Below are 20,887 nucleotides of genomic sequence, written 5' to 3'. Positions count from 1 at the left end.
CCGGCAACCAGCATTGCGACGGGCCATTCATCAAGGCCCTCAACAATATTCAGGCGATCGCAGCCAAGGCGCCCGACAGCTCAGGAGAGGCGTTCAAAACCCAGGCAGGGAGCGGTCAAAGCTTGATCCACACAAGGTCCCAGGCCGTTCATTCCCGCGGCGGCCTCGATCATGTCGTCGGTGAAGCGGCAGTCAAGGATGTTGTCAACGGCCGGCAGTTCCATGGCAAGAGTGGTCATCATGGTTTCGCATTGTTTCCCGATCTAAACGTTTCTGTCAAGTCTGGTTGCGCAATGCGTCAAACCGCGGCGCCCTGGCCGGATGCCACGCTCGGCGCCGGTTTCACCGTCCAACAACCGCCGCAGCACTAGTGCCGAACTGCCCTGGCTCGACCAACCGGTGGGTGTCTACTCTGATGACGCATCCCAGAAACAAGCGAGGTCCACGATGAGCGTGACCCCCCAAGAAGCCCAACGCAATCCGGTCGAGCGGAGCTTGCTCGACGTCGTCATCGTCGGCGCCGGCATCTCCGGCCTCGGAGCGGCCTACCGGCTGCTCGAGAGCAACCCCGGACTGACCTACACCATCCTGGAACGCCGTGAGCGAATCGGCGGCACCTGGGACCTGTTTCGCTATCCGGGCGTGCGCTCCGACAGCAGCATCTTCACGTTGAGCTTTCCGTTCGAAACATGGACCCGCAGGGAAGGCGTGGCCGACGGCGAGCACATCCGGGAGTACCTGGCCAACACCGCTCACAAGTACGGCATCGACGGCCATATCCAGTTCAACAGCTATGTCCGGGCGGCCGACTGGGATTCGGGTACCGACAGCTGGACGGTCAGCTTCGAGCAGGACGGCGTGCAGAGGCAATGCCGCAGCCGGTTCGTGTTCTTCGCCAGCGGCTACTACAACTACGACCAGGGCTACACGCCCGATTTCCCCGGCATCGAGGGGTTCACCGGCACCGTGGTGCACCCACAGCACTGGCCGGCCGGCCTAGATTACACCGGCAAGAAGGTCGTGGTGATCGGCAGCGGCGCTACCGCGGTCACGCTGATCCCGTCAATGGCGGAGCAGGCCGCCAAGGTGACCATGCTGCAGCGCTCACCGACCTACCTCATCTCGTCTTCCAGGTACAGCAAATTCGCTGCCATCGCGCGTAAAATATTACCCCGCAAGGCCTCTCATTTGACGATCCGAACATACAACGCCTTGCTGGAAGCGGTGCTCTGGTTCTTGGCCCGCAAGCTTCCGGGCTTCATCAAATGGCTGCTGCGGCGCATTGCGATCAAGAACCTGCCCGCCGGCTATGACGTCGACACCCACTTCAAGCCGAACTACAACCCGTGGGATCAGCGCCTGTGCCTGATCCCCGATGCCGATCTGCACAACGCCGTGGCCGGCGGGCGCGCCGAAGTGGTCACCGACCACATCGACCATTTCGACGCCACCGGCATCGCACTCGAGTCCGGCCGACATCTTGATGCCGACATCATCGTCACCGCCACCGGCCTGCAGTTGCAGGCACTTGGCGGGGTGCAGATCAGTCTGGACGCCACCGAGATCAACCCCTGTGACCGGTTCGTCTACAAAGCGCACATGCTCGAAGGGGTGCCCAACCTGTTCTGGTGTGTGGGCTACACCAACGCATCGTGGACGCTGCGCGCCGACATGACCGCGCGGGCCACGGCGAAGTTGCTGGCGCACATGGCCGCCAACGGCTATACGCACGCCTACCCGGACCGCGGCAACGAGGCGATGCCGGAAAAACCGTCCTGGGACATTCAGGCCGGCTATGTGTTGCGGTCGCTGCACGCGCTGCCCAAATCGGGGACCAAGCGGCCCTGGAACGTGCGGCAAAACTATTTCGCCGACGCCATCGACTACCGGTTCGACCGCATCGACGAGGCCATGGTGTTCGGCCGCGCCGCCGACCGCGCGCCCCTGGCGGGCTGAACGCCGGTAGCCGATAGTCGCGGCGACGTCAGGGCTTCTCGTGCTTTCCGTGCGCGGATGCGTCAATGACGATCGGCTCACCGCAGTTGGGGCAGAACTTTTCGGTGCGATGATGCTGCGCCCCGCAGTTCGCACAGAAGTGGGGTTCACCGGCCGTCAGATGCTCGGCGGGAGCCCCGGCATCGGCCGCGTGCTCACCGGCGACTTCGGTACCGCCGCCAACCGGTGACCACCCATGCGGGATCGGCTGAAAGTCGGGCACCGGAGAGACCGCCGAGCGCTGCCGGCGACTTCTCAACACCGTGAAAGTCACGCCACCGCCGACCGCCAGCACCACGACGAGGCCGATGTACCACATCAGATTCGAGCCACGTAGCACCGAAACGTCGCCGTACTGCTGACGCAGGTTGACAGCGCTGGTGCGCAGGTCGACCAACCCGGGAAAATCCGGTGACAGCGACAACGCCGTGTCGAATTCTTTGATCGCCGCGGTGTAGTGGCCCGAGTAGTACAGGTCGAGCCCCTTTCGATAGGACAGATCGGCCGGGCCCAGGGTGGGGACGACCCCCTTGGCGGCCAGCAATGCGGCCAGCCCGGCCACCGGCGCGACAAAGTTGAACGGCTGCGATTCGCTGGCCGGGCGGAAGCTGTTCAGCCCGATCACCTTGCCGTTGAGTTCGATGGTCGGCCCGCCGCTCATGCCGTCCGAGATCGGCGCATCGATCTCGTATTCGGGAATGGTCTGGCGAAGTGATTTCTTGCTGACCGTGCCGCTCTTGTAGGTGGGGTCAAGCGAGGGATCGGTGATGTCCTGGGTGCTCTTCGGATATCCCACCGCCAGAATCCGGGTGCCGATGCTGACGTCGGCGTCGGTGGTCAGCTCCGAGGAGGGCATGTTGCGCCGGTCCACCCGCAGCAGCGCAACGTCACCCTTGTCGATCGGCCGGAAGTCCACGACGTCGGCGTTCATCGTCGCGGCCACCTTTGCCCCGCTTCCGTACAGCACCGTGATGCTGACTTCTGGCCCCTGCTCGGCGGTTTCACCCTCGACCCTGGCGTTCTTGCGAAGCCACTGCACCGCGCCAACCGGATTCAGCGCCTCGGGCGAGTCCGGGAATTGCCTCACGTAGTCGCTCGCCGCGTGCTCGAAAATCAGGTCCCTGGCACTTTGCGGATCAACGCAGTGCCCGGCGGTCGCCAGCCAGCCGTCGGGGTTCACGGCGAACGCGGTGCAACCCCAGCCCGCGGTGAACGGCTTGGTCGGGTTGTCGCCGTAGTGGGAGAGCCGCTGGCGGTGGGCAGCCGCACCCAGCCATAGGCTCCGATCACGATGTACATGACCGCCGGCCGGATCAGCGCCGCGGCCCTTTCCTCCGGGTTGGCCTGTGGCCGACCGTCATCGGCGTACGCGCTGCCCGGCGAGCCGGCCACGAGCAGCGCGGTCACCGCCAGCAGCGCAAATATCCGGCCGCCAACAGGCCCGGACCCAAACCTTGCCGGGCGCGCGCGGCTGACCATGACTCCTCCTGGTAGGCATCCTTTGATCTCCACCATCGGGCCTCGACGGTGTCAGACGGTAGGGACCGAAGTCCCATGCTGGGTGGTCATTGGTTTCGACTTTGGCGACCTGACACTGGCTGCTTCTCAATGTCGAGCCTCGGCAATACGCTGGGTGCCATGGCACCTGCTACGCGCGAACCCAACGTCGTTGTCCTCGGTGGCGGTTCCTGGGGAACCACGGTTGCATCGATCTGCGCACGGCGGGGGCCGACGCTGCAATGGGTGCGTTCGGAAGCGACCGCAAAGGACATCAACGACAACCACCGCAACAGCCGCTACCTCGGAAACGACGTCGTGCTCAGCGAAACGCTGCGCGCGACCACCGACTTCTCCGAGGCCGCCAACTGTGCCGACGTCGTCGTCATGGGCGTGCCCTCGCACGGCTTCCGGGGTGTACTGACCGAGCTGAGCAAGGAATTGCGCCCGTGGGTGCCGGTGGTATCGCTGGTCAAAGGGCTCGAACAGGGCACCAACAAGCGGATGTCGCAGATTATCGAGGAGATCTTGCCCGGCCATCCGGCAGGCATCCTGGCCGGGCCGAACATCGCACGCGAGGTGGCCGAAGGGTACGCGGCCGCCGCGGTGCTGGCCATGCCCGACCAGCATCTGGCCACCCAACTGTCCGCGCTGTTTCGCACCCGACGGTTCCGCGTCTACACCACCGATGACGTCATCGGAGTCGAGATGGCGGGTGCGCTCAAGAACGTGTTCGCCATCGCCGTCGGCATGGGCTACTCGCTGGGCATCGGCGAGAACACCCGCGCCCTGGTCATCGCCCGCTCACTGCGCGAGATGACCAAGCTCGGTGTGGCGATGGGCGGTGACACCGAAACCTTCCCCGGACTGGCCGGCCTGGGCGACCTCATCGTCACCTGCACCAGCCAGCGCAGCCGCAACCACCACGTTGGTGAACAATTGGGCGCCGGCAAACCGATCGATGAGATCATCGCCTCGATGAACCAGGTCGCCGAGGGGGTCAAGGCGGCCAGCGTCATCATGGAATTCGCCAATGAGTTCGGGCTGCCCATGCCGATCGCCCGCGAGGTCGACGCCGTGATCAATCACGGATCGACCGTCGAACAGGCCTACCACGGGCTGGCCGCCGAAGTACCCGGACATGAGGTGTACGGGGCCGGGTTCTAGGGCGTGTCTGCTTAATGTGAATGGTGTTTTGGCTGATGCTGTTTGGGTGATGCGGACGCATGCGATTTCTGATGATTTGTGGTCGCTGATCGTGGCGGTGTTGCCTGCGGGGCGGCGGCGTGGCCGGCCGTGGAACGATCATCGACGTACTCTGGAGGGCATTATCTGGCGTGACCGTACGGGATCTCCGTGGTGTGACCTGCCCGAGCACTTCGGTCCCTGGCAATCGGTGGCCGAGAGGCATCTACGCTGGTCGGTCGATGGCATCTACGCGCGGATCTTCGCGGCGATCGCCTCTGACCTCGACGCCGAGGACGCCGACCTGGGCGCACTGTTGTCGGTCGATTCGACCAGTGTGCGCGCCCACCAACACGCAGCCGGAGCGCCCCGGGCGCCGCACAGGGGGATCTGTCGAATTACAAGAAATATCTCGATGAGCCCGATGACCACGCCATTGGGCGTTCCCGCGGCGGGCTGACTACCAAGATCCACGCCTTGACCGACCAGCTGTGCAGTCCGGTCACCCTGGCACTGTCGGCCGGTCAAGCCGGTGATAATCCGATGCTTTGGCCATTGCTGGCCGCCCGGTGCAGCAACTCATACGCCCCGTTTCGCCTGCTGGCGGACAAGGCGTACTCCCATGACTCGACGCGGGCACAGCTGCGCCGGCTCAAGATCGCCCATACCATCCCCGAGCGCAGCGACCAGATCACCCGCCGCAAAGCCAAAGGCCGCAACAGAGGACGGCCTCCGGGGTTCTCAGGCCGAATCTACAAGCACCGCAACACCGTCGAGCGAAGCTTCAACCGGCTCAAACACTGGCGCGCGGTCGCCACCCGCTACGACAAATACGCCCTGACCTACCTCGGCGGTGTCACCCTGGCCGCCATCATCACCTACCACCGCGTCCGCAATTAGCAGACAGGACCTAGCCCGGTTGGGGTTTCCGCACAGCCGGCTAGCCGGCGCGCTGGGAGATCTGCGTTTGGTATGCGCGCCGCATGTGAGGTTGACCCTGGTTTGGCCGCTTGCATACTGCCGATACGAAAGCAGTGCCAACTAACGACGCTCCCGTTTCGTCGGAGGCCCTACGGGTGGGTGACCCGGATGACGCGGAGCTGACTGTCCAACCGTCCCCCCGCACTGACCGACGAGGGAATGATTGATGCCGTCCATCAAACGACTTGGCAAGCAAGCCCAAGACGACGGCGCGCCGGTGTCGCGAACTCAGCAACTGCGCTCGGTCCTCCGGTACGACGTGCCCGCGTCGATTGTGGTTTTTCTGATCGCGCTACCGCTATCGGTGGGAATCGCCATCGCTTCGGGCGCACCGGTGCTCTCCGGCCTGATCTCGGCGGTGATCGGGGGGATCGTGGTTGGACTCATAGGCGGAGCACCACTGGCGGTCAGCGGTCCCGCGAATGGGATGATGGTGGTCACGGTCGGCCTCGTCGCCCAATTTGGTTGGCGGGAAACGTGTTTCATCACGGTCGTCGCAGGTGTCCTGCAGCTCGCTTTCCGACTCATCCGCATTGCGCGAGCGGTACTGGCGATCTCGCCTGTCGTCGTACACGCGATGCTGGCCGGCATCGGAATCACGATCGCACTTCAGCAAACGCACGTGTTGCTGGGCGGGGAGTCCCACACCACATCCTGGGAAAACGTTGTTGAGCTACCGGAACAAATCGTCGAGGCGCATAAACCGGGAGTGTTCCTGGGCGTGTTGGTAATCGGCATCATGGTCGCGTGGCGCTGGGCCCCGGCCAAAGTGGCTGCCGTTCCGGGGCCGCTGGTGGCCATCGTGACCGAAACCGTCATCTCGTTGGTGTTCCCGTTCGACCTGAGCCGGATCACGCTCACGGGATCGCCCCTGGATGCGTTGCAGCTGCCGGCCCTACCCGATGGCAAGTGGAGCGCCATCGCGATGAGCGTGGTCACCGTCCCTTTCATTGCCAGCATCGAGAGCCTGCTGGCAGCCGTGTCGATTGACAGATTGCACCCCGGCACACCCACCAACTTCAACCGCGAACTGGCCGGACAAGGTGTGGCAAACATAATATCCGGTATGGTCGGTGGTCTCCCCATCGCCGCCGCAATCGTCCGTAGTTCGGCCAATGTCCAGGCGGGCGCCAAGAGCCGCGCCTCGACAGTCATGCACAGTGTGTGGATCCTCGTCTTCACGCTGTTCTTCCCGGGGTTGATCCAACAGATCCCCACCGCCGCACTTGCCGGCATGCTGGTTTTCGTCGGCATCAGGCTGCTGCAGCCTGCCCATATCGAAACCGCCATGCGCAATGGTGATCTGGCCGTCTATGTGGTGACCATCGTCGGCGTCGTGTTCCTCAATCTCATGCAGGGCGTGCTGATCGGACTCGCCTTGGCCATCGCGCTGACCGCGTGGCGGGTGATGTGGTTCAGGATCCACGCCGAGCCCTCGGGCGACGAATGGCACGTGATCGTCGCTGGGACATGCACCTTCCTGTCCGTGCCCCGGCTGACCCACGTACTCGCGTCCATCCCCGCGGGCAAGACGGTTACCGTGACAATGTCGGTCATCTACCTCGATCATGCCGCGCATCAAGCGATTGCCGACTGGCAGCAGCGACAACTTTCGACTGGAGGGTCGGTTCACATCCACGGTGGCGTCCATACCGGACACCGCGCTCGCCGGGCGATGGACGACTTGGTCGAGAATGCAGGCACTGAGACTCCCGCTTAGCGAAGGATTCGCCGGACCATCGCCGGCCGGTCTGGTTCGCATCACACTTGGACTTGGCGCCCGGTCACGCTGAACATTTGTATTCGCTATGCAGCGGGCGAACCAGGTTGCCGTCGCTTGGCCCGCTCAATAGCCTCGGATGATCGGACGCGTAGCAGACTGACACAATGAAGTTCGGCGGAGTTCGGCCATTCGTATTTGCTAGTGCGCGAACACGTTACGAGTCCGTTACAGCACGTGGGGCGGGATATCGCAACATCCCCCGCTAAGGCCCAACGAGGGGATCGGCCGATGCCACACATCGAACAGCTCGATAAACAAGGTCTTGATCACGCCCAGCACCCGGGCACCCCGGAACCCCAAACAACATCGCGTTTGTCGCGGGTATCGCAGATATCGCGCCCCGACCGGGTGCGATCAGTCATCAGGCACAACTTGCCAGCCTCGCTGGTTGTTTTCCTGGTAGCACTGCCGTTGTCGTTGGGCATCGCCATTGCCTCGGATGCTCCGGTGCTCGCCGGGTTGATCGCGGCCGTGGTGGGAGGGATCATCGGTGGCGCACTGGGGGGATCTCCGCTGCAGGTCAGCGGGCCCGCCGCCGGCCTTACAGTCGTGGTCGCCGACCTCATCGCCGAATTCGGATGGGGAATCACTTGTTTCATCACGGCGGTCGCCGGGCTGATGCAGATCGCACTGGGATTCAGCCGCGTCGCGCGAGCCGCCCTTGCGATCTCGCCAGTGGTGGTGCACGCCATGCTGGCCGGTATCGGGATCACCATCGCGCTGCAACAGACGCACGTGTTGCTCGGTGGCGAATCACATAGCACGGCCTGGGCCAACGTGGTCGAGCTGCCCGCACAGATTGTCGGCGCGCACCGGCCCGGAGTGATCCTGGGGCTGCTGGTCATCGCGATCATGGTCGCTTGGCGCTGGGCTCCGGCCAAGGTGGCTCCCGTTCCCGGCCCGCTGGTCGCCATCGTGGTGGTAACCGTTGTCTCGGTGGTGTTTCCGTTCCATGTGTCCCGCATCACTCTCGAGGGCTCGGTCGTGGATGCACTGCAGCTGCCCGCAATTCCACACGGAAACTGGGGCGCCATCGTGATCGGCATCATCACCGTCACGCTCATCACCAGCGTCCAGAGCCTGTTGACAGCGGTGGCAACCGACAGAATGCACAGCGGCCCAACCACCGAACTCAACCGTGAATTGATCGGTCAGGGCGCATCCAACGTCGTGTCGGGGGCAATCGGCGGCCTCCCCATCGCCGGTGTCATCGTCCGCAGCGCGGCAAACATCAAGGCGGGTGCCAAAACTCGGGCGTCGACAATCTTGCATGGGTTCTGGATCCTGCTGTTCGCACTCCCCTTTGCGGGTTTGATCGAACGAATCCCCAGCGCTGCGCTCGCGGGGCTGCTGATCGTCATCGGTATTCAGCTACTGCAGCCCGCACACATCGAAACCGCGGTCAAGACCGGCGACTTCGCCATCTACCTGGTGACGATTGTCGCAGTGGTCTTCCTGAATCTGCTGCACGGCGTGATGATCGGGCTGGCCCTGGCCATCGCGATGACGGGATGGCGAGTGCTGCGCGCCAAGGTCGAAGCGCACCAAATCGACGGCGAATGGCGGGTGGTCGTCGAGGGCGCCTGCACCTTCCTGTCCTTACCCCGACTGACCCGGGTGCTGGCCTCGGTGCCTGGCAGCGCGACGGTCACTCTTCATATCGCGGTCAACTACCTCGACCACGCCGCGCACCAGGCGATCACCGACTGGCAGCGGCGCCATCACGCCACCGGCGGGAAGGTTCGCATCGATGGCGCCCTGCGCAGGGGTCATTTCGCTAACGATGGCACGCAGTTGGTCCACGACGAAAAGTCCGAAGCCGCCGCCTGACGGCCGTCCGGCCGAAGACCACTATCCGCGGGCCATTTGCTCCAAACGCCGGATCCGGTCCTCGATCGGCGGGTGCGTCGAGAACAGCGATCCGATCCGCTCCCCGGCACGGAACGGATTGGCGATCATCAAGTGCGCCTGGCTGGCCAGCTGCGGCTCGGGCGGCAATGGAGCCAGTTGCACGCCACCGGAGATCTTGCGCAGTGCCGACGCCAACGCCAACGGGTCACCGGTCAAGACCGCACCCGATTCGTCGGCCTGATATTCGCGCGAACGCGACACCGCCATCCGCACCACCGTCGCCGCGATCGGGCCCAGCAACGAAACCAGCAGCAGGGCGAACGGGTTCTGGCCGTCTCGGTTACCACCGAACATGCCGGCCCACATGGCCATGTTGGCCAGCGCGGTGATCACCGACGCGAGCGCTCCGGCGATACAGGAAATCAGGATGTCGCGGTTGTAGACGTGTGACAGCTCGTGGCCCAGCACGGCACGCAATTCCCGCTCGTTGAGCAGCGCCAGGATGCCCGTGGTGCAGCACACCGCGGCGTTGCGCGGGTTGCGGCCGGTGGCGAAGGCGTTGGGTGCGGCGGTGTCACTGATGTATAGCCGCGGCATCGGCTGGTGGGCGCTGGTGGCCAGCTCACGCACTATCCGGTACATCGCCGGAGCCTGCAGCTCCGAAACCGGCTGCGCATGCATGGCCCGCAGGGCCAGCTTGTCGCTGTTGAAGTAGACATAGACGTTCATCCCGACGGCGAACAGCACCGCCAGGATCAGGGCCGTCCTGCCGAACAGCGCACCAAAGAACACGATCATGGCGGACATGCCGACCAGCAGCAGGAAAGTCTTCAGCCTGTTGGCATGCGGATGCCAGGTCATAGGTGTGTGTCCTCCCACGAACACGGCAACTTGGTTATTACAGCTGATTTAACGCCCGAAACGGCCCTCGGGGTTCCGAAACGCCGCCCTCTACCCGTGCCGGTTGACCGTGTAGTCGACCAACGCGGCCAGCGCCTGGCGGCCCGGGACGTCGGGCAGCAGATCCAACTCGTGACGTGCCCGAGCGGCATATTGCCCCAGGACCTCTTTGGCCTGGTCCATACCCGGCGACGCCCGCAACAGCGCGAGAGCCTCGAACACCTCGGCATCGTCGCGGATCGGGCCCGCCAGCAATGTGCGCAGCCGGGCGCCGTCGGAGCCGGTCTGGCGCAGGGCGTAGAGCATGGGCAGCGTGCGCACCCCCTCACGCAGGTCGGTGCCCGGTAGCTTCCCCGACTGTTCGGTATCGCTGTCGATGTCGATGATGTCGTCGGCGATCTGGAACGCGGTGCCGACGATGCCGCCGAGACGGTTCAGTCGCTCCACTTGTTCGCCGTCGGCGCCAGAAAACATGCCACCGAACCGGCCGGCGGCCCCGATCAGGCAGCCGGTCTTTTCGTGAACCACCTTCAGGTATTGCTCGATCATGTCCACGCCCTCGGGCGCACCCCGGGTCTCACGCATCTGACCGGTCACCAGCTGGGCGAACGTGTCGGCAACGATCCGCACGGCATCCGGCCCCAGCCGCGACACCAACCGCGACGCCGTCGCCAGCAGATAGTCACCGGCCAGGATGGCGACGTTGTTGCCCCAGCGCGCATTGGCGCTGGGCGCTCCGCGACGTACTTGCGCCTCGTCCATCACGTCGTCGTGGTAGAGCGTCGCGAGATGAATCATCTCGATGACGGCTCCGGCGATCACGACTTCGTCGGCACCCGGGTTCGGCCCGACCTGGGCCGACAAGACGGTAAACAGTGGACGGAACCGCTTACCACCGGCCAGGAACAGGTGTAGCAGCGAATCGGTCATCACCTCGTCGGCACCGCGCAACTCAGCGTCCATCAGCCGCTCGATGCTGGCGACACCATCTCGCACCGTCGTGGCGAATTCAGCATCGCCGACGTCAACGCCCGCCACCACCGTCGCCGAGGTTCTCATCCGACCAACATACTGGGGAGCGTGGAAACCAGAGTTCCCAGAGCCCTTGGCGCCGACCTGGTGGTCGTGGGCGCCGGACCGGCCGGGTCGGCGGCGGCCGCCTGGGCCGCCCGAGCGGGCCGGGATGTACTTGTCATCGACTCCGCCGGTTTCCCCCGCGACAAGGCCTGCGGCGACGGGCTGACCCCGCGCGCGATCGCCGAGCTACAGCAGCTGGGCCTCGGCGAATGGCTGGCCGGCCGTATTCAGCACCGGGGTCTGCGCATGAGCGGATTCGGCGGCGAGGTGGAAATCGGCTGGCCTGGCCCGTCTTTTCCGGCGTACAGCAGCGCGGTGGCCCGGCTCGAACTCGACGATCGGATCCGCAAGGTCGCCGAGGAGTCCGGGGCCCGCATGCTGCTCGGCACAAAAGCCGTCGCGGCCCATCATGACTCGTCAAGGCGAGTGGTATCGCTGACGCTGGCCGATCGGACCGAGGTGGCCTGCCGACAATTGATCGTCGCCGACGGCGCACGGTCGTCCCTGGGGCGCAAGCTGGGCCGCCGCTGGCATCAGGAGACCGTCTACGGCGTCGCCGCACGGGGATACCTGACCACTGCCCGCAGCGAGGATCCGTGGCTGACCTCCCATCTGGAACTGCGCTCGCCAGACGGAGCGGTGCTGCCCGGCTACGGCTGGATCTTCCCGCTGGGCAACGGCGAGGTGAACATCGGGGTGGGAGCGCTGTCGACCACCAAACGGCCGGCTTACCTGGCGTTACGACCGCTGATGTCGTACTACACCGACCTGCGCCGGGACGAATGGGGCTTTACCGGCCAGCCCCGTGCGGTCGCCTCGGCGTTGCTGCCCATGGGCGGCGCGGTGTCGGGGGTGGCCGGGCCGAACTGGGTGCTCATCGGTGACGCCGCAGCGTGCGTCAACCCACTCAACGGGGAGGGCATCGACTACGGCCTCGAGACCGGGCGGCTTGCCGCCGAACTCCTGGATTCCCCCGACCTGTCGCAGCTGTGGCCGTCGCTACTGCAGGCGCACTACGGTCGTGGGTTCTCAGTCGCACGCAGGCTGGCGCTGCTGCTGACCTACCAACGGTTCCTGCCCACCACCGGACCGGTGGCGATGCGCTCGACGGCACTGATGAAGGTCGCCGTGCGGGTGATGGCCAACCTGGTCACCGAGGAGGACAGCGATTGGGTGGCACGGCTGTGGCGCGGCGGCGGACGGGCATCGCGGCTGATCGATCGTCGCCCGCCGTTCCACTGAGGCCCTATATCAATTTCATTGACATATATCAGGCACATTGATACATAAGAGGCATGACTGAATCATTGGATTTGCAATTCGAAACCGCCTATCGCGGCGAATCCGCAGAGTTCGGCGCGGGCATCAGGCCCCCGTGGAGCCTGGGCGAACCCCAGCCGGAACTCGCCACCCTGATCGAGCAGAGCAAGGTCCATGGCGAGGTGCTCGACGCGGGTTGCGGGGAGGCCGCCCTCGCATTGGCGCTGGCAGGACGGGGCCACCCGGTGGTCGGCTTGGACATGTCCCCCACCGCCGTCGAGCTGGCCGGGCGCGAGGCCGCGCGCCGCGGCCTGACCAACGCCAGCTTCGCGCTGGCCGACATCACCGATTTCGCCAGCTATCCGCCGGAGTCGGCGGGGCGGTTCAACACCATCATGGACAGCACGCTGTTTCACTCCATGCCGGTCGAACTCCGCGAGGGTTACCAGCGTTCGATCGTACGGGCGGCCGCCCCGGGCGCGTCCTACTTTGTGCTGGTCTTCGACAAGGCCGCGCTTTCCGGCGACGGCCCGATCAATGGCGTCACCGAAGCAGAGTTGCGTGACGCGGTGTCCAAGCACTGGGTGATCGACGAGATCCGGCCGGCCCGCATTCACGCCAATCTACCGGCGGAAGTATCCGGGATGCCCGCCTTCGACGCTCGCGACGAACCCGAGGGCCGCAAGTCCGTCGGTGCGTGGTTGCTCTCAGCCCATTTGGGCTGATGGCACACCCCATGCGGTGTATAGTCCAGCTAATGAAGGGTAGAAGGCTGGCCACAATCGCCGCGACTGCGGTAGCTGCCGTCGGACTGGCGGCGCCGGCGCAGGCCGACGACTACGACGCCCCTTTCAACAACACGCTGCACAGCTTCGGGATTTACGGCCCGCAGGACTACAACGCCTGGCTGGCCAAGATCAGCTGCGAGCGAATGGACCGGGGCGTTGACCGCGACGCGTACAAGTCGGCGACTTTCCTGCAGCGCAACCTGCCCCGTGGCACCACCCAGGGCCAGGCGTTTCAGTTCCTGGGCGCGGCGATCGACCACTACTGCCCCGCGCATGTCGGGGTCCTGCAGCGGGTCGGCGCTTAGGTCTTTTGGCCGGGTCGTTTAGACCGGCTGGGGCTTGTACCCGGCGTGCAATGCCACGATTCCGCCGGTGAGGTTGCGCCAGCGCACCGCCGACCAGCCGGCCCGCGACATCTGCTGGGCCAACGCCGCCTGGTCCGGCCACGCCCGGATCGACTCGGCCAGGTATACGTAGGCCTCGGGATTGCTGGACACCGCGCGCGCCACCCGCGGCAGCGCCCGCATCAGATACTCCTTGTAGACCGTGGCGAACAACGCACTGACGGGCGTGGAGAATTCACACACCACCAGCCGTCCCCCGGGCCGGGTCACGCGCGCCATCTCGCGCAGTGCGGCGGAGAAATCGACCACGTTGCGCAGCCCGAAGCTGATGGTCACCGCGTCGAAGACATCGTCGGCAAACGGCAGCCGGGTGGCATCACCGGCAACCTTGCACACCTTGCGTTCATGGCCCGCGGCGAGCATCCCAACCGAGAAGTCAGCCGCCACGCACCAGGCCCCGGACTTCGCCAGCTCCACCGTGGATACCGCAGTCCCCGCGGCCAGATCCAGCACCTTGTCACCCGGACCGATGCGCAACGCCGATCGGGTGGCCCGCCGCCAATATCGGTCCTGCCCCAGCGACAGCACGGTGTTGGTCAGGTCGTAACGACGAGCGACGCCGTCGAACATCGACGCGACTTCTCGGGGGTCTTTGTCCAGGGCCGCGCGACTCACCTCGGAGACGCTACCCGACAGCGTCGCGTCAATACTGGCGGTATCGGCGCTGGACGTGCTCCTGGCGGACGCTGATCTGCCGGCGCCTTTCCTCGACGGACACGGTGCGGGTGTCCGCGGGCAGGTGCTGACGCACGCTGGCCAGGGGCACCTTTACGGCGCTGGCCTTGGGCAATTCGGACGGCGGATCGCAGTACGTCCACCGCAGGGTCAGGAATCCGCCCAGGCGCCCGGCGGTGTCGAGCCAGTTGGGCACGCCGGGGTCAGTGTCGGCGATGACGTAGCGGATCCTCGCGTCGGCATCGGGTTCGGACTGAAATACGTTGAGACTGCACGCGTGGTTGGCGTAATCCAGGGATTCGCCCCACAGGTTGGACAGATGAAATCCCATGTAGGCCGGCGGTACCGGAACGACGACCTCGACCAGCAGCGCTTCGTCGGCGCGCAGGTCATAGACCCCGCCGCAGTAGACGTTGGTGCTCTGGCCGCCACCCATGGCAAGGTTGGCCAGCGCAGGCTCATTGAGTGAGTTACGGGGCATCAGCGTGAACCCATCGCCGTTCTTGTCACCGTGCGCCTCGAGGACCACGTCGTAAAACTCGTTCCAGAACCGCATCTGGTTCTCGACGATCGTGCCGAGGCGACGCATGCTCTGGGCCACGACGGCGGGATCGGCCGGCTCGGGCTGGGCTCCCTGCTTGCCGATCTGGACGATGTGCAGACCGGGCGACATCTCGTGTTCCCAGTCGTGAAACAGTATGCGGGCGATCAAAAAACGCGCGGTGGCGGTCCCGTCTGGGGTGCGGGTGGCAATGAAGTTGCCGGTGTGCTCGCCGGGCCGGCGCGGGCCCAGCAGGATCTCGAATCGGCCATCCTCGCCGACGGCGAGATCGGCGGTGTCCAGCACCCCGGTTACCACGCGTCCGCCCGGCATGAGCTCGGCAAGGCCGCCGGTGTCTCCGGCATAGTCGGTGTGTGCCTCAAAGATGAGGTATTGCGGAGGCTTTGGGCCGACGAACCGGCCGGTTACCCGATAACTCTGCGCGCCGTCAATCGGCGCCGACAGGTATAGGGCGTCGGCGTTGTCGATGGTCGCCTTGTCCAGCGGTTGGATGGCACGCCGAAAATACGGGAAGTCGGGATTCTCGCCGAAGGCGCGTTCGATGCCACTGAAAACAAATCCCAGCAGGTATCCGTATCCGTCCGCGAGGCCGGCGGCGGTGACCGGAGGAGCATGCAATTCGGCGGAGTCCACGGCATCGCGCGCCCGAGTCAGCGCGTCGATCATGTCGGTCCAGGCCGCGTGCAGGCTCGCTTGGCTTGTTTCAGCGGACATGCGCGTCTGTTCCTTCTGTTCTTGCCGCTGCCTCTGTGTCCCAGTGGTATTCATCGAACAAGTCGGCCAGCCGAGTGTGAATCTCGCGGGAGTCCAGTCCGAATTCCTCCAGGCTGTAGCGGTGGGTTGATTCGTGCCCGCTGCCCGAGGCGGCCGCCGCGAACGCCTCGGCGGCCGCCGGCCCCACGTCGAGTTCCAACTGCCGGTAGATCCGGCGCATGGTGACCTCGGGTTGGGCGACCAGTTCGCGGTAATCCACCAGGACCGAACGAACCTCGCGATGTCGGGCCAAGACGTCGAGCGGATGCTGGTAGGAATCCAACGATTGCTCGGCCAGCACCCGCAGCGAGTTCTCGACCAAGCGCTGATCGCGGCCGCGCAGGCCCCACTCGGTCTGCAACAACTTCAGCAGGCTCGGAATCGTCTCATCCGGATTACGCAGGGGCACAATAAACCTGGCGTCCGGAAAGGTCTCGATCAGCGCTTCGACCCGACCGCAGAAGGTGGGGTTCTTACTCAAGTGCGTACCGCCACCATTGACCGCGATCTGGCGCCGGACGCACCCCTTGTAGAAGGCCATCGCCCGTCGCCGCTTGCGTTGCGGCCAGCGATCGACATGGTAGAAATCGAGTTCGCCCATGAACGGGAACATCAGGATCCAGAACCCTGAGCAAAGTGACCAAGTCAAAAACGCGTCGTCCTCTTCCGGAACGAAGAACCCGGTCTTGTGCATGTCGTCGGTCGGGGCGAAGCGACGCTTTTCGATCTCGTCGAGCCGGTGCCGCAGACACTTTCCGAATACCGCGGCATCGACCCGAAAAAGCAGCCGCAGCATGCGTTTCTCCAACAGCGACGGAAAGAACAGCTCGTACATCATGGCGTAGCTGAACTGGGGGTCGTTGGCCATCAGCCGATGCAGATAGGTGGTGCCGCTGCGGGCGTGCCCGATACAGAACACCGGTGCCACCACCTGGGTGCGGCGCAATGACCCGAACAGGATGGGATCGAGCGCGAAGCACACCGCGTGGATCGCGGCGATGGCCGGCACCGAGACCGCGAACCCGAAGAAGCGCCGCCAACGCGCCGCGCCGGGCGGGTCGCGGCGCAGCAGCCGCAGCATCGTGCGGTAGTTGGGCCAGTCGAAGTAGAAACCCGTTGCCAGCATGAACACTCCTGCGCGCAAGCCAATTTCGGTAACCGGATGTCGCGGTCCAGCTATCTATACTTTATTGACTATGTCAAGTAGTTGCCGATACTGTCGCCTTCATGCGGGTCTTCAATACCGGCGGGTGCGGACCGGGGCGAATGTGGCGTCTGCACGCAAGCTGACGGCGGTTGCCGCCATCAGCGCCACCCTCGCCCAAATCGTCCGGCTCAGCATCAGTCGATCGGCGTTCGCCGGTCAGGCATCGGCGGCCAACACCGAGCTGTCGCAGCCTTCCTATGTTCTGCTTCGCGTCCTGATCGACGAGGGCCCATTGCCGTTGAGTCGACTGGCCAGGTTGGCGCACATGGATGCCGGGATGGCCACCCGCCGGGTGCGAGCCCTGGTCGAGGCCGGGCTGGTCACCCGGCACACCGATCCCAACGACGGGCGGGTGTCGGTGATCGAGGAGACGCCGCAGGGCCGGCGTGCCGCGGGGGCACTGCACGAGGTGCGAAGGGATCACTTGGCGCGAGCGCTCTCGGGCTGGTCGGCGGCCGAACTCCACGAGTTCAACCGACTCCTGTCGAAGTTCCTCACCGACATCAAGAAGACGCCGATCGTCGATACTGCAACGCGCTAGGCGCGCCGCCTTCGCCACAACCAGTCTTGGGCCCGCCCGGTCGGTGCGAGCACCTCCGCATAGTGGTCGAGCAACTCGTCACAGATCACCGACCAGCTGCGGCCCAACACGCTGCGCCGGGCCGCCTGCGAATAGCGCTGACGTTCGTGGACCAAGTGCGCGACCGCGGCCGGCAACTGCGTCTCGAACTCGTCGACGGGAAGCAGCAGGCCGGTCCGTTGTGGGGTAACCAGGTCGCGGGGTCCGCCGGCGTCGGGGGCGATCACCGGCAGCCCCGACGCCAGCGCTTCCTGCACGACCTGACAGAACGTCTCGTGTTCACCGGCGTGCACAAAGACGTCCATGCTGGCGTACGCCGCAGCGAGCTCGTCACCGTACAGTGCGCCGGTGAAAACCGCTGTGGGCATAGCCGATTCGAGTTTGCGCCGCTCGACTCCGTCGCCGACGATCACAAGCGTGACCGCGCCCGATGCCGCCAGCCCAGCGAGCCGTTCGGCATGCTTCTCGGGCGCCAGCCGACCCACGAATCCGACGATCGGCCGCCCGTCCGGCGACCATCGCCGGCGCAGCGACTCGTCTCGCGCCGACGGCGCGAACCTGATCAGATCGACGCCCCGCGCCCATCGGTGCACCCGCGGGAAGCCCTGGTCGAGCAGGGTTTGCATGGTCGGAGTGGACGGCGCCAGGGTGCGGTCGGCAAGGCCATGCAGGTGGCGAAACCAGGCCCAGGCCGCCCGTGAGGTTGCCGCGATGCCGTAGCTGGCCGCGAAGCCCGGCACATCGGTTTGGTACACCGCCACCGTGGGCACGCCAAGACGTCGCGCCGCCCGCAGCGCACCGTAGCCGAGCAGCGCCGGTGAGGCCAGGTGCACCACGTCAGGTTCGAATCCCCGCAAGACCCGCAGGATTCGCGGGGTTGGCACCCCCAGCGGCAGGGTGGTCACTTTCGGGAACATCCGCGCCGGCGTCCGGTGCACTCGGACGCCGTCATGCAGCCGGTCGGCCCGGGGCTCAGCGGGAGGATTGTCGGGCGCGATGACCAAGGCTTCGTGGCCGGTCCGGCGCAGATGCTCGAGTACCCGAACCACCGAGTTGCTGACACCATTGACGTTAGGCAAGAACGACTCGGCGACGATCGCAACGCGCACGCCACCACCGTGTCAGCGTCGACTGTCGGCAAGGTTGCCGCCGGGCATACGGGGCGCGAAATCTGCCGGCACGCCCTATGGCGTGGACATCGTGTCCGCCCGCTGGTCCGGCCGTTTGTCCAGCCGCCTATCCAGGAGGGCCAGACCGACGAGCGCAACAGTCGCCACCAACCAGGCCACCACCGCGATGGAGCCGGCGGGGATGATCGCCAGCCCGGCATTGCGGTGCTGCACGCGCACCAGATTGGGATCCCTCTTGTTGTACTCGACGTAGATCCGCATGCCGGTGGCCAGCTCAGACGGGTACAGCACACCCAATTCGGGCCGGTAGGTCACGCGGTCGGGGGTGACGAATTCGATGGTTGAGCGCCGTGGCCCGGCGCTGAGCACCTCGGCCTGTGCGACCCCCATGTTGCGATCGATGGCCAGGTCATTGCGCCACGCGCCGGCCACCAGCAATATCGACTGCAGCGTGACCAACCCGGTGAGGATCAACACCGAGATCCGGATCCAGCGCACCACTGTCCTGGCCGGCGTGTCCGGCATCTCTTCGGTGGTGCCGTGGATCAGGATGCGCAGCAACTTTTTGGGCGAGGTCATAGCGCGGCCTTGATGGCGGCGTGCAGTTGCCGCAGCGAGGAGCGGTCCGCCTTGACCTCGAGCACCCGCAGGCCGCTACCCGGCTCGTCCAGCGCGGCCGGCAACTGGTCCACCTCGATCTGCCTGTTCTCCACGTGGTAGGCCCGGCACAGTGCGCCCACGTCGACGTCGTGGGGGGTGCCGAAGATGCGCGAGGAGACATCGGAGAACCGCGGATCCCCCTGCTCGAGCAGCTCAAAAATGCCGCCGCCATTGTCGTTGGACACCACGATCGTCAGCTGCCGCGGTGTCGGTTCGGTAGGGCCGATCAACAAGCCGGAGCTGTCGTGGACGAACGTCAAGTCACCGATCAGCGCGACGGTGCGCCCGTGCTGATCACGTTCGTAGCCCAGCGCAGCCCCGATGGCCGTGGACACCGTGCCGTCGATACCGGCGACCCCTCGATTGGATCGCACCCGCAGGCCCGCAGTGTCCAGGCCGACCAGGGCCGCATCGCGCACCGGGTTGGACGCGCCCAGCACCAGCTGGTCGCCGGGGCGCAGCGCGCCGGCAACGGCCGCCGCGACGTGCAGGCCGGTGGTCAGCGGGTGTGCGGCAAGCTGCTCGCGTACCGCCGCAACCGCGTGGCGGTTCATCTGCGCGCAGCGGTCCAGCCACGACGGGTTCGAGGTGCCGCTGACGATCGCCCGGGTTCCGGTGGCCTGCGAGTTTCCCGACACATCCGGCCAGCGGGGCCCGGTCGTCAACGCAAAGACCGGCACTTCGGGATCGGCCAGCAAGGCCGATACCGGCCGGTGCAGCGTCGGGCGCCCCAGCATGATCACCTGCCGGGGCCGCAGCAGCGGCAGTGCCAACGGGTGTAGAGGGTTGCCAACGGACGGCGCAGCCGGTGCTGTCGGCTCGGCGATGGTGGGTAGCGCCACCAGGTTGGGGTGCACACCGGCGCCGTGCCCGGCGATGACGACGGTGTCGGCGGACAGGTCGATTTCCAGCGGTTGGTCGAAGGTGACCGGTGGGGTGTAGGTCCACGGCCGGCCCTCCGGGCGTCCCGGCGGAGTCACCGCACCGTGGGGTTGCGGGTCGGGCACCAGCGGTTCCCGCAACGGAATGTCAAAGTGCACCGGGCCGGCGTTGGCGGTACGCGAACCCATGGCGGCCGCCAGCACCCGGCACGTGGCCGATCGCCACGACGCGTTGAGGGAGTCCAGGCGTTCGTGCGCATCCTCGGCCAGACCCAGGCTGATCGTGGCACGCACTTGAGTGCCGAAGTAGCCCATTTGCTCCATGGTCTGGTTGGCCCCGGTGCCCAGCAGTTCGTAGGGCCGGTTCGCCGAGAGCACGATGAGCGGCACCCGGGCGTAATTGGCCTCCACCACCGCCGGGCCGAGATTGGCCACCGCGGTACCGGAGGTCATCGCCACACACGCCGGCGCACCCGCCCCGACGGCCAGCCCGATGGCCAAGAAGCCGGCGGTGCGTTCGTCGATGCGAACGTGCAGCCGAATGCGACCGGACCGATCGGCGTCCTGCAACGCGAAGGCCAGCGGCGCGTTGCGCGAGCCGGGGCACAGCACCACATCGCGAACCCCACCGCGGATCAACTCGTCAACGACGACGCGGGCCTGTGTCGTCGAAGGGTTCACCAGTACAGGGTGTCACAGCCGAACGCTGCGCCGGGTA

The 20,887-nt window shown here is 65.6% G+C and carries 18 protein-coding genes and 1 pseudogene; 9 read left to right on the top strand and 10 right to left on the bottom strand.

The window, feature by feature from the left end:
• Positions 1-80 precede the first annotated feature (80 nt).
• Positions 81-224, bottom strand: coding sequence for a hypothetical protein (locus G6N41_RS12050; protein WP_198968101.1), 144 nt, complete (start codon positions 222-224; stop codon positions 81-83).
• Between the two features lie 223 nt (positions 225-447).
• Between G6N41_RS12050 and G6N41_RS12045 the strand changes: the two genes are divergently transcribed.
• On the top strand, positions 448-1,956 hold the full coding sequence (locus G6N41_RS12045) for a flavin-containing monooxygenase (RefSeq protein WP_198967472.1): 1,509 nt from the start codon (positions 448-450) through the stop codon (positions 1,954-1,956).
• A 28-nt stretch (positions 1,957-1,984) separates the two neighbouring features.
• Here the strand turns inward: G6N41_RS12045 and G6N41_RS12040 are convergent, their stop codons facing one another.
• The gene (locus G6N41_RS12040; protein WP_231608942.1) at positions 1,985-3,175 is read right to left on the bottom strand and encodes a trypsin-like peptidase domain-containing protein; all 1,191 of its coding nucleotides are present in this window, start codon (positions 3,173-3,175) and stop codon (positions 1,985-1,987) included.
• Positions 3,176-3,633: 458 nt separating this feature from the next.
• Between G6N41_RS12040 and G6N41_RS12035 the strand changes: the two genes are divergently transcribed.
• The 4 genes and pseudogenes from G6N41_RS12035 (at position 3,634) to G6N41_RS12020 (ending at position 9,271) form a co-directional block, all read left to right on the top strand.
• On the top strand, positions 3,634-4,659 hold the full coding sequence (locus G6N41_RS12035) for an NAD(P)H-dependent glycerol-3-phosphate dehydrogenase (RefSeq protein ID WP_198967471.1): 1,026 nt from the start codon (positions 3,634-3,636) through the stop codon (positions 4,657-4,659).
• A 46-nt stretch (positions 4,660-4,705) separates the two neighbouring features.
• Positions 4,706-5,577: pseudogene (locus G6N41_RS12030) on the top strand (IS5 family transposase).
• A 247-nt stretch (positions 5,578-5,824) separates the two neighbouring features.
• Positions 5,825-7,378 (top strand): SulP family inorganic anion transporter, encoded by a 1,554-nt coding sequence (locus G6N41_RS12025; protein ID WP_198967470.1) that lies wholly within the window; start codon positions 5,825-5,827, stop codon positions 7,376-7,378.
• Positions 7,379-7,669: 291 nt separating this feature from the next.
• On the top strand, positions 7,670-9,271 hold the full coding sequence (locus G6N41_RS12020) for a SulP family inorganic anion transporter (protein WP_231608941.1): 1,602 nt from the start codon (positions 7,670-7,672) through the stop codon (positions 9,269-9,271).
• A 21-nt stretch (positions 9,272-9,292) separates the two neighbouring features.
• On the opposite strand, the gene htpX is transcribed toward G6N41_RS12020, so the two are convergent.
• Together htpX and grcC1 are read right to left on the bottom strand one after the other, a co-directional pair.
• Entirely contained in the window at positions 9,293-10,153 is an 861-nt protein-coding gene (gene htpX, locus G6N41_RS12015; protein ID WP_012392834.1) for a zinc metalloprotease HtpX, read from the bottom strand.
• Positions 10,154-10,243: 90 nt separating this feature from the next.
• Positions 10,244-11,251 carry a nonaprenyl/(2E,6E)-farnesyl/geranylgeranyl diphosphat synthase gene (gene grcC1, locus G6N41_RS12010; RefSeq protein WP_011738953.1) on the bottom strand — a complete coding sequence of 336 codons (1,008 nt, stop codon included), beginning with the start codon at positions 11,249-11,251 and terminating at the stop codon, positions 10,244-10,246.
• Positions 11,252-11,272: 21 nt separating this feature from the next.
• Here grcC1 and menJ point away from each other — a divergent pair, with 21 nt between their 5' ends.
• From menJ to G6N41_RS11995, 3 genes are read left to right on the top strand one after another with little or no spacing between them, the layout of a single operon-like run.
• Positions 11,273-12,511 (top strand): menaquinone reductase, encoded by a 1,239-nt coding sequence (gene menJ, locus G6N41_RS12005; protein ID WP_198967469.1) that lies wholly within the window; start codon positions 11,273-11,275, stop codon positions 12,509-12,511.
• A 53-nt stretch (positions 12,512-12,564) separates the two neighbouring features.
• Positions 12,565-13,254, top strand: coding sequence for a class I SAM-dependent methyltransferase (locus G6N41_RS12000; protein ID WP_198967468.1), 690 nt, complete (start codon positions 12,565-12,567; stop codon positions 13,252-13,254).
• Positions 13,255-13,286: 32 nt separating this feature from the next.
• Positions 13,287-13,622 carry a DUF732 domain-containing protein gene (locus tag G6N41_RS11995; protein WP_198967467.1) on the top strand — a complete coding sequence of 112 codons (336 nt, stop codon included), beginning with the start codon at positions 13,287-13,289 and terminating at the stop codon, positions 13,620-13,622.
• A gap of 18 nt (positions 13,623-13,640) precedes the next feature.
• Here the strand turns inward: G6N41_RS11995 and G6N41_RS11990 are convergent, their stop codons facing one another.
• Genes G6N41_RS11990 through G6N41_RS11980 form a run of 3 tightly spaced genes read right to left on the bottom strand, consistent with a single transcriptional unit; the run spans position 13,641 to position 16,837 of the window.
• A complete protein-coding gene (locus G6N41_RS11990) occupies positions 13,641-14,336 on the bottom strand; it encodes a demethylmenaquinone methyltransferase (protein ID WP_198967466.1) in 696 nt (231 codons plus the stop codon).
• A 28-nt stretch (positions 14,337-14,364) separates the two neighbouring features.
• The gene (locus G6N41_RS11985) at positions 14,365-15,672 is read right to left on the bottom strand and encodes a hypothetical protein (RefSeq protein ID WP_198967465.1); all 1,308 of its coding nucleotides are present in this window, start codon (positions 15,670-15,672) and stop codon (positions 14,365-14,367) included.
• Positions 15,662-16,837, bottom strand: coding sequence for a sulfotransferase (locus tag G6N41_RS11980; RefSeq protein WP_198967464.1), 1,176 nt, complete (start codon positions 16,835-16,837; stop codon positions 15,662-15,664). The genes G6N41_RS11985 and G6N41_RS11980 overlap by 11 nt, the downstream gene beginning before the upstream one ends.
• Positions 16,838-16,979: 142 nt before the next feature.
• Here G6N41_RS11980 and G6N41_RS11975 point away from each other — a divergent pair, with 142 nt between their 5' ends.
• Positions 16,980-17,459: a MarR family winged helix-turn-helix transcriptional regulator gene (locus G6N41_RS11975; RefSeq protein WP_198967463.1), complete on the top strand. Its 480-nt coding sequence runs from the start codon at positions 16,980-16,982 to the stop codon at positions 17,457-17,459.
• Here G6N41_RS11975 and G6N41_RS11970 read toward each other — a convergent pair.
• The 3 genes from G6N41_RS11970 to menD all read right to left on the bottom strand — a co-directional run bounded on the left by G6N41_RS11970 (position 17,456) and on the right by menD (position 20,850).
• Positions 17,456-18,607 carry a glycosyltransferase family 4 protein gene (locus G6N41_RS11970; RefSeq protein ID WP_198967462.1) on the bottom strand — a complete coding sequence of 384 codons (1,152 nt, stop codon included), beginning with the start codon at positions 18,605-18,607 and terminating at the stop codon, positions 17,456-17,458. The genes G6N41_RS11975 and G6N41_RS11970 overlap by 4 nt on opposite strands.
• A gap of 75 nt (positions 18,608-18,682) precedes the next feature.
• Positions 18,683-19,207 (bottom strand): DUF3592 domain-containing protein, encoded by a 525-nt coding sequence (locus G6N41_RS11965; RefSeq protein WP_012392826.1) that lies wholly within the window; start codon positions 19,205-19,207, stop codon positions 18,683-18,685.
• Complete coding sequence (gene menD / locus G6N41_RS11960) at positions 19,204-20,850, bottom strand: 2-succinyl-5-enolpyruvyl-6-hydroxy-3-cyclohexene-1-carboxylic-acid synthase (protein WP_198967461.1); 1,647 nt, start codon at positions 20,848-20,850, stop codon at positions 19,204-19,206. Before menD ends, G6N41_RS11965 begins: the two co-directional genes overlap by 4 nt.
• Positions 20,851-20,887 lie beyond the last annotated feature (37 nt).

The organism is Mycobacterium shottsii, assembly GCF_010728525.1.
GTDB classification, from domain to species: domain Bacteria; phylum Actinomycetota; class Actinomycetes; order Mycobacteriales; family Mycobacteriaceae; genus Mycobacterium; species Mycobacterium marinum.
Note: the sequence above shows the minus strand (reverse complement) of the source record. Positions and strands in the feature narration are given on the sequence as shown.

Coding starts and splice junctions, on each gene's coding strand:
- G6N41_RS11985 (WP_198967465.1), bottom strand. CDS start 15,672: ATGTCCGCTGAAACAAGCCAAGCGAGCCTGCACGCGGCCTGGACCGAC.
- G6N41_RS12035 (WP_198967471.1), top strand. CDS start 3,634: ATGGCACCTGCTACGCGCGAACCCAACGTCGTTGTCCTCGGTGGCGGT.
- G6N41_RS12025 (WP_198967470.1), top strand. CDS start 5,825: ATGCCGTCCATCAAACGACTTGGCAAGCAAGCCCAAGACGACGGCGCG.
- G6N41_RS12050 (WP_198968101.1), bottom strand. CDS start 224: ATGGAACTGCCGGCCGTTGACAACATCCTTGACTGCCGCTTCACCGAC.
- G6N41_RS11965 (WP_012392826.1), bottom strand. CDS start 19,207: ATGACCTCGCCCAAAAAGTTGCTGCGCATCCTGATCCACGGCACCACC.
- G6N41_RS11980 (WP_198967464.1), bottom strand. CDS start 16,837: ATGCTGGCAACGGGTTTCTACTTCGACTGGCCCAACTACCGCACGATG.
- G6N41_RS12045 (WP_198967472.1), top strand. CDS start 448: ATGAGCGTGACCCCCCAAGAAGCCCAACGCAATCCGGTCGAGCGGAGC.
- G6N41_RS12020 (WP_231608941.1), top strand. CDS start 7,670: ATGCCACACATCGAACAGCTCGATAAACAAGGTCTTGATCACGCCCAG.
- htpX (WP_012392834.1), bottom strand. CDS start 10,153: ATGACCTGGCATCCGCATGCCAACAGGCTGAAGACTTTCCTGCTGCTG.
- G6N41_RS11995 (WP_198967467.1), top strand. CDS start 13,287: ATGAAGGGTAGAAGGCTGGCCACAATCGCCGCGACTGCGGTAGCTGCC.
- grcC1 (WP_011738953.1), bottom strand. CDS start 11,251: ATGAGAACCTCGGCGACGGTGGTGGCGGGCGTTGACGTCGGCGATGCT.
- G6N41_RS12000 (WP_198967468.1), top strand. CDS start 12,565: ATGACTGAATCATTGGATTTGCAATTCGAAACCGCCTATCGCGGCGAA.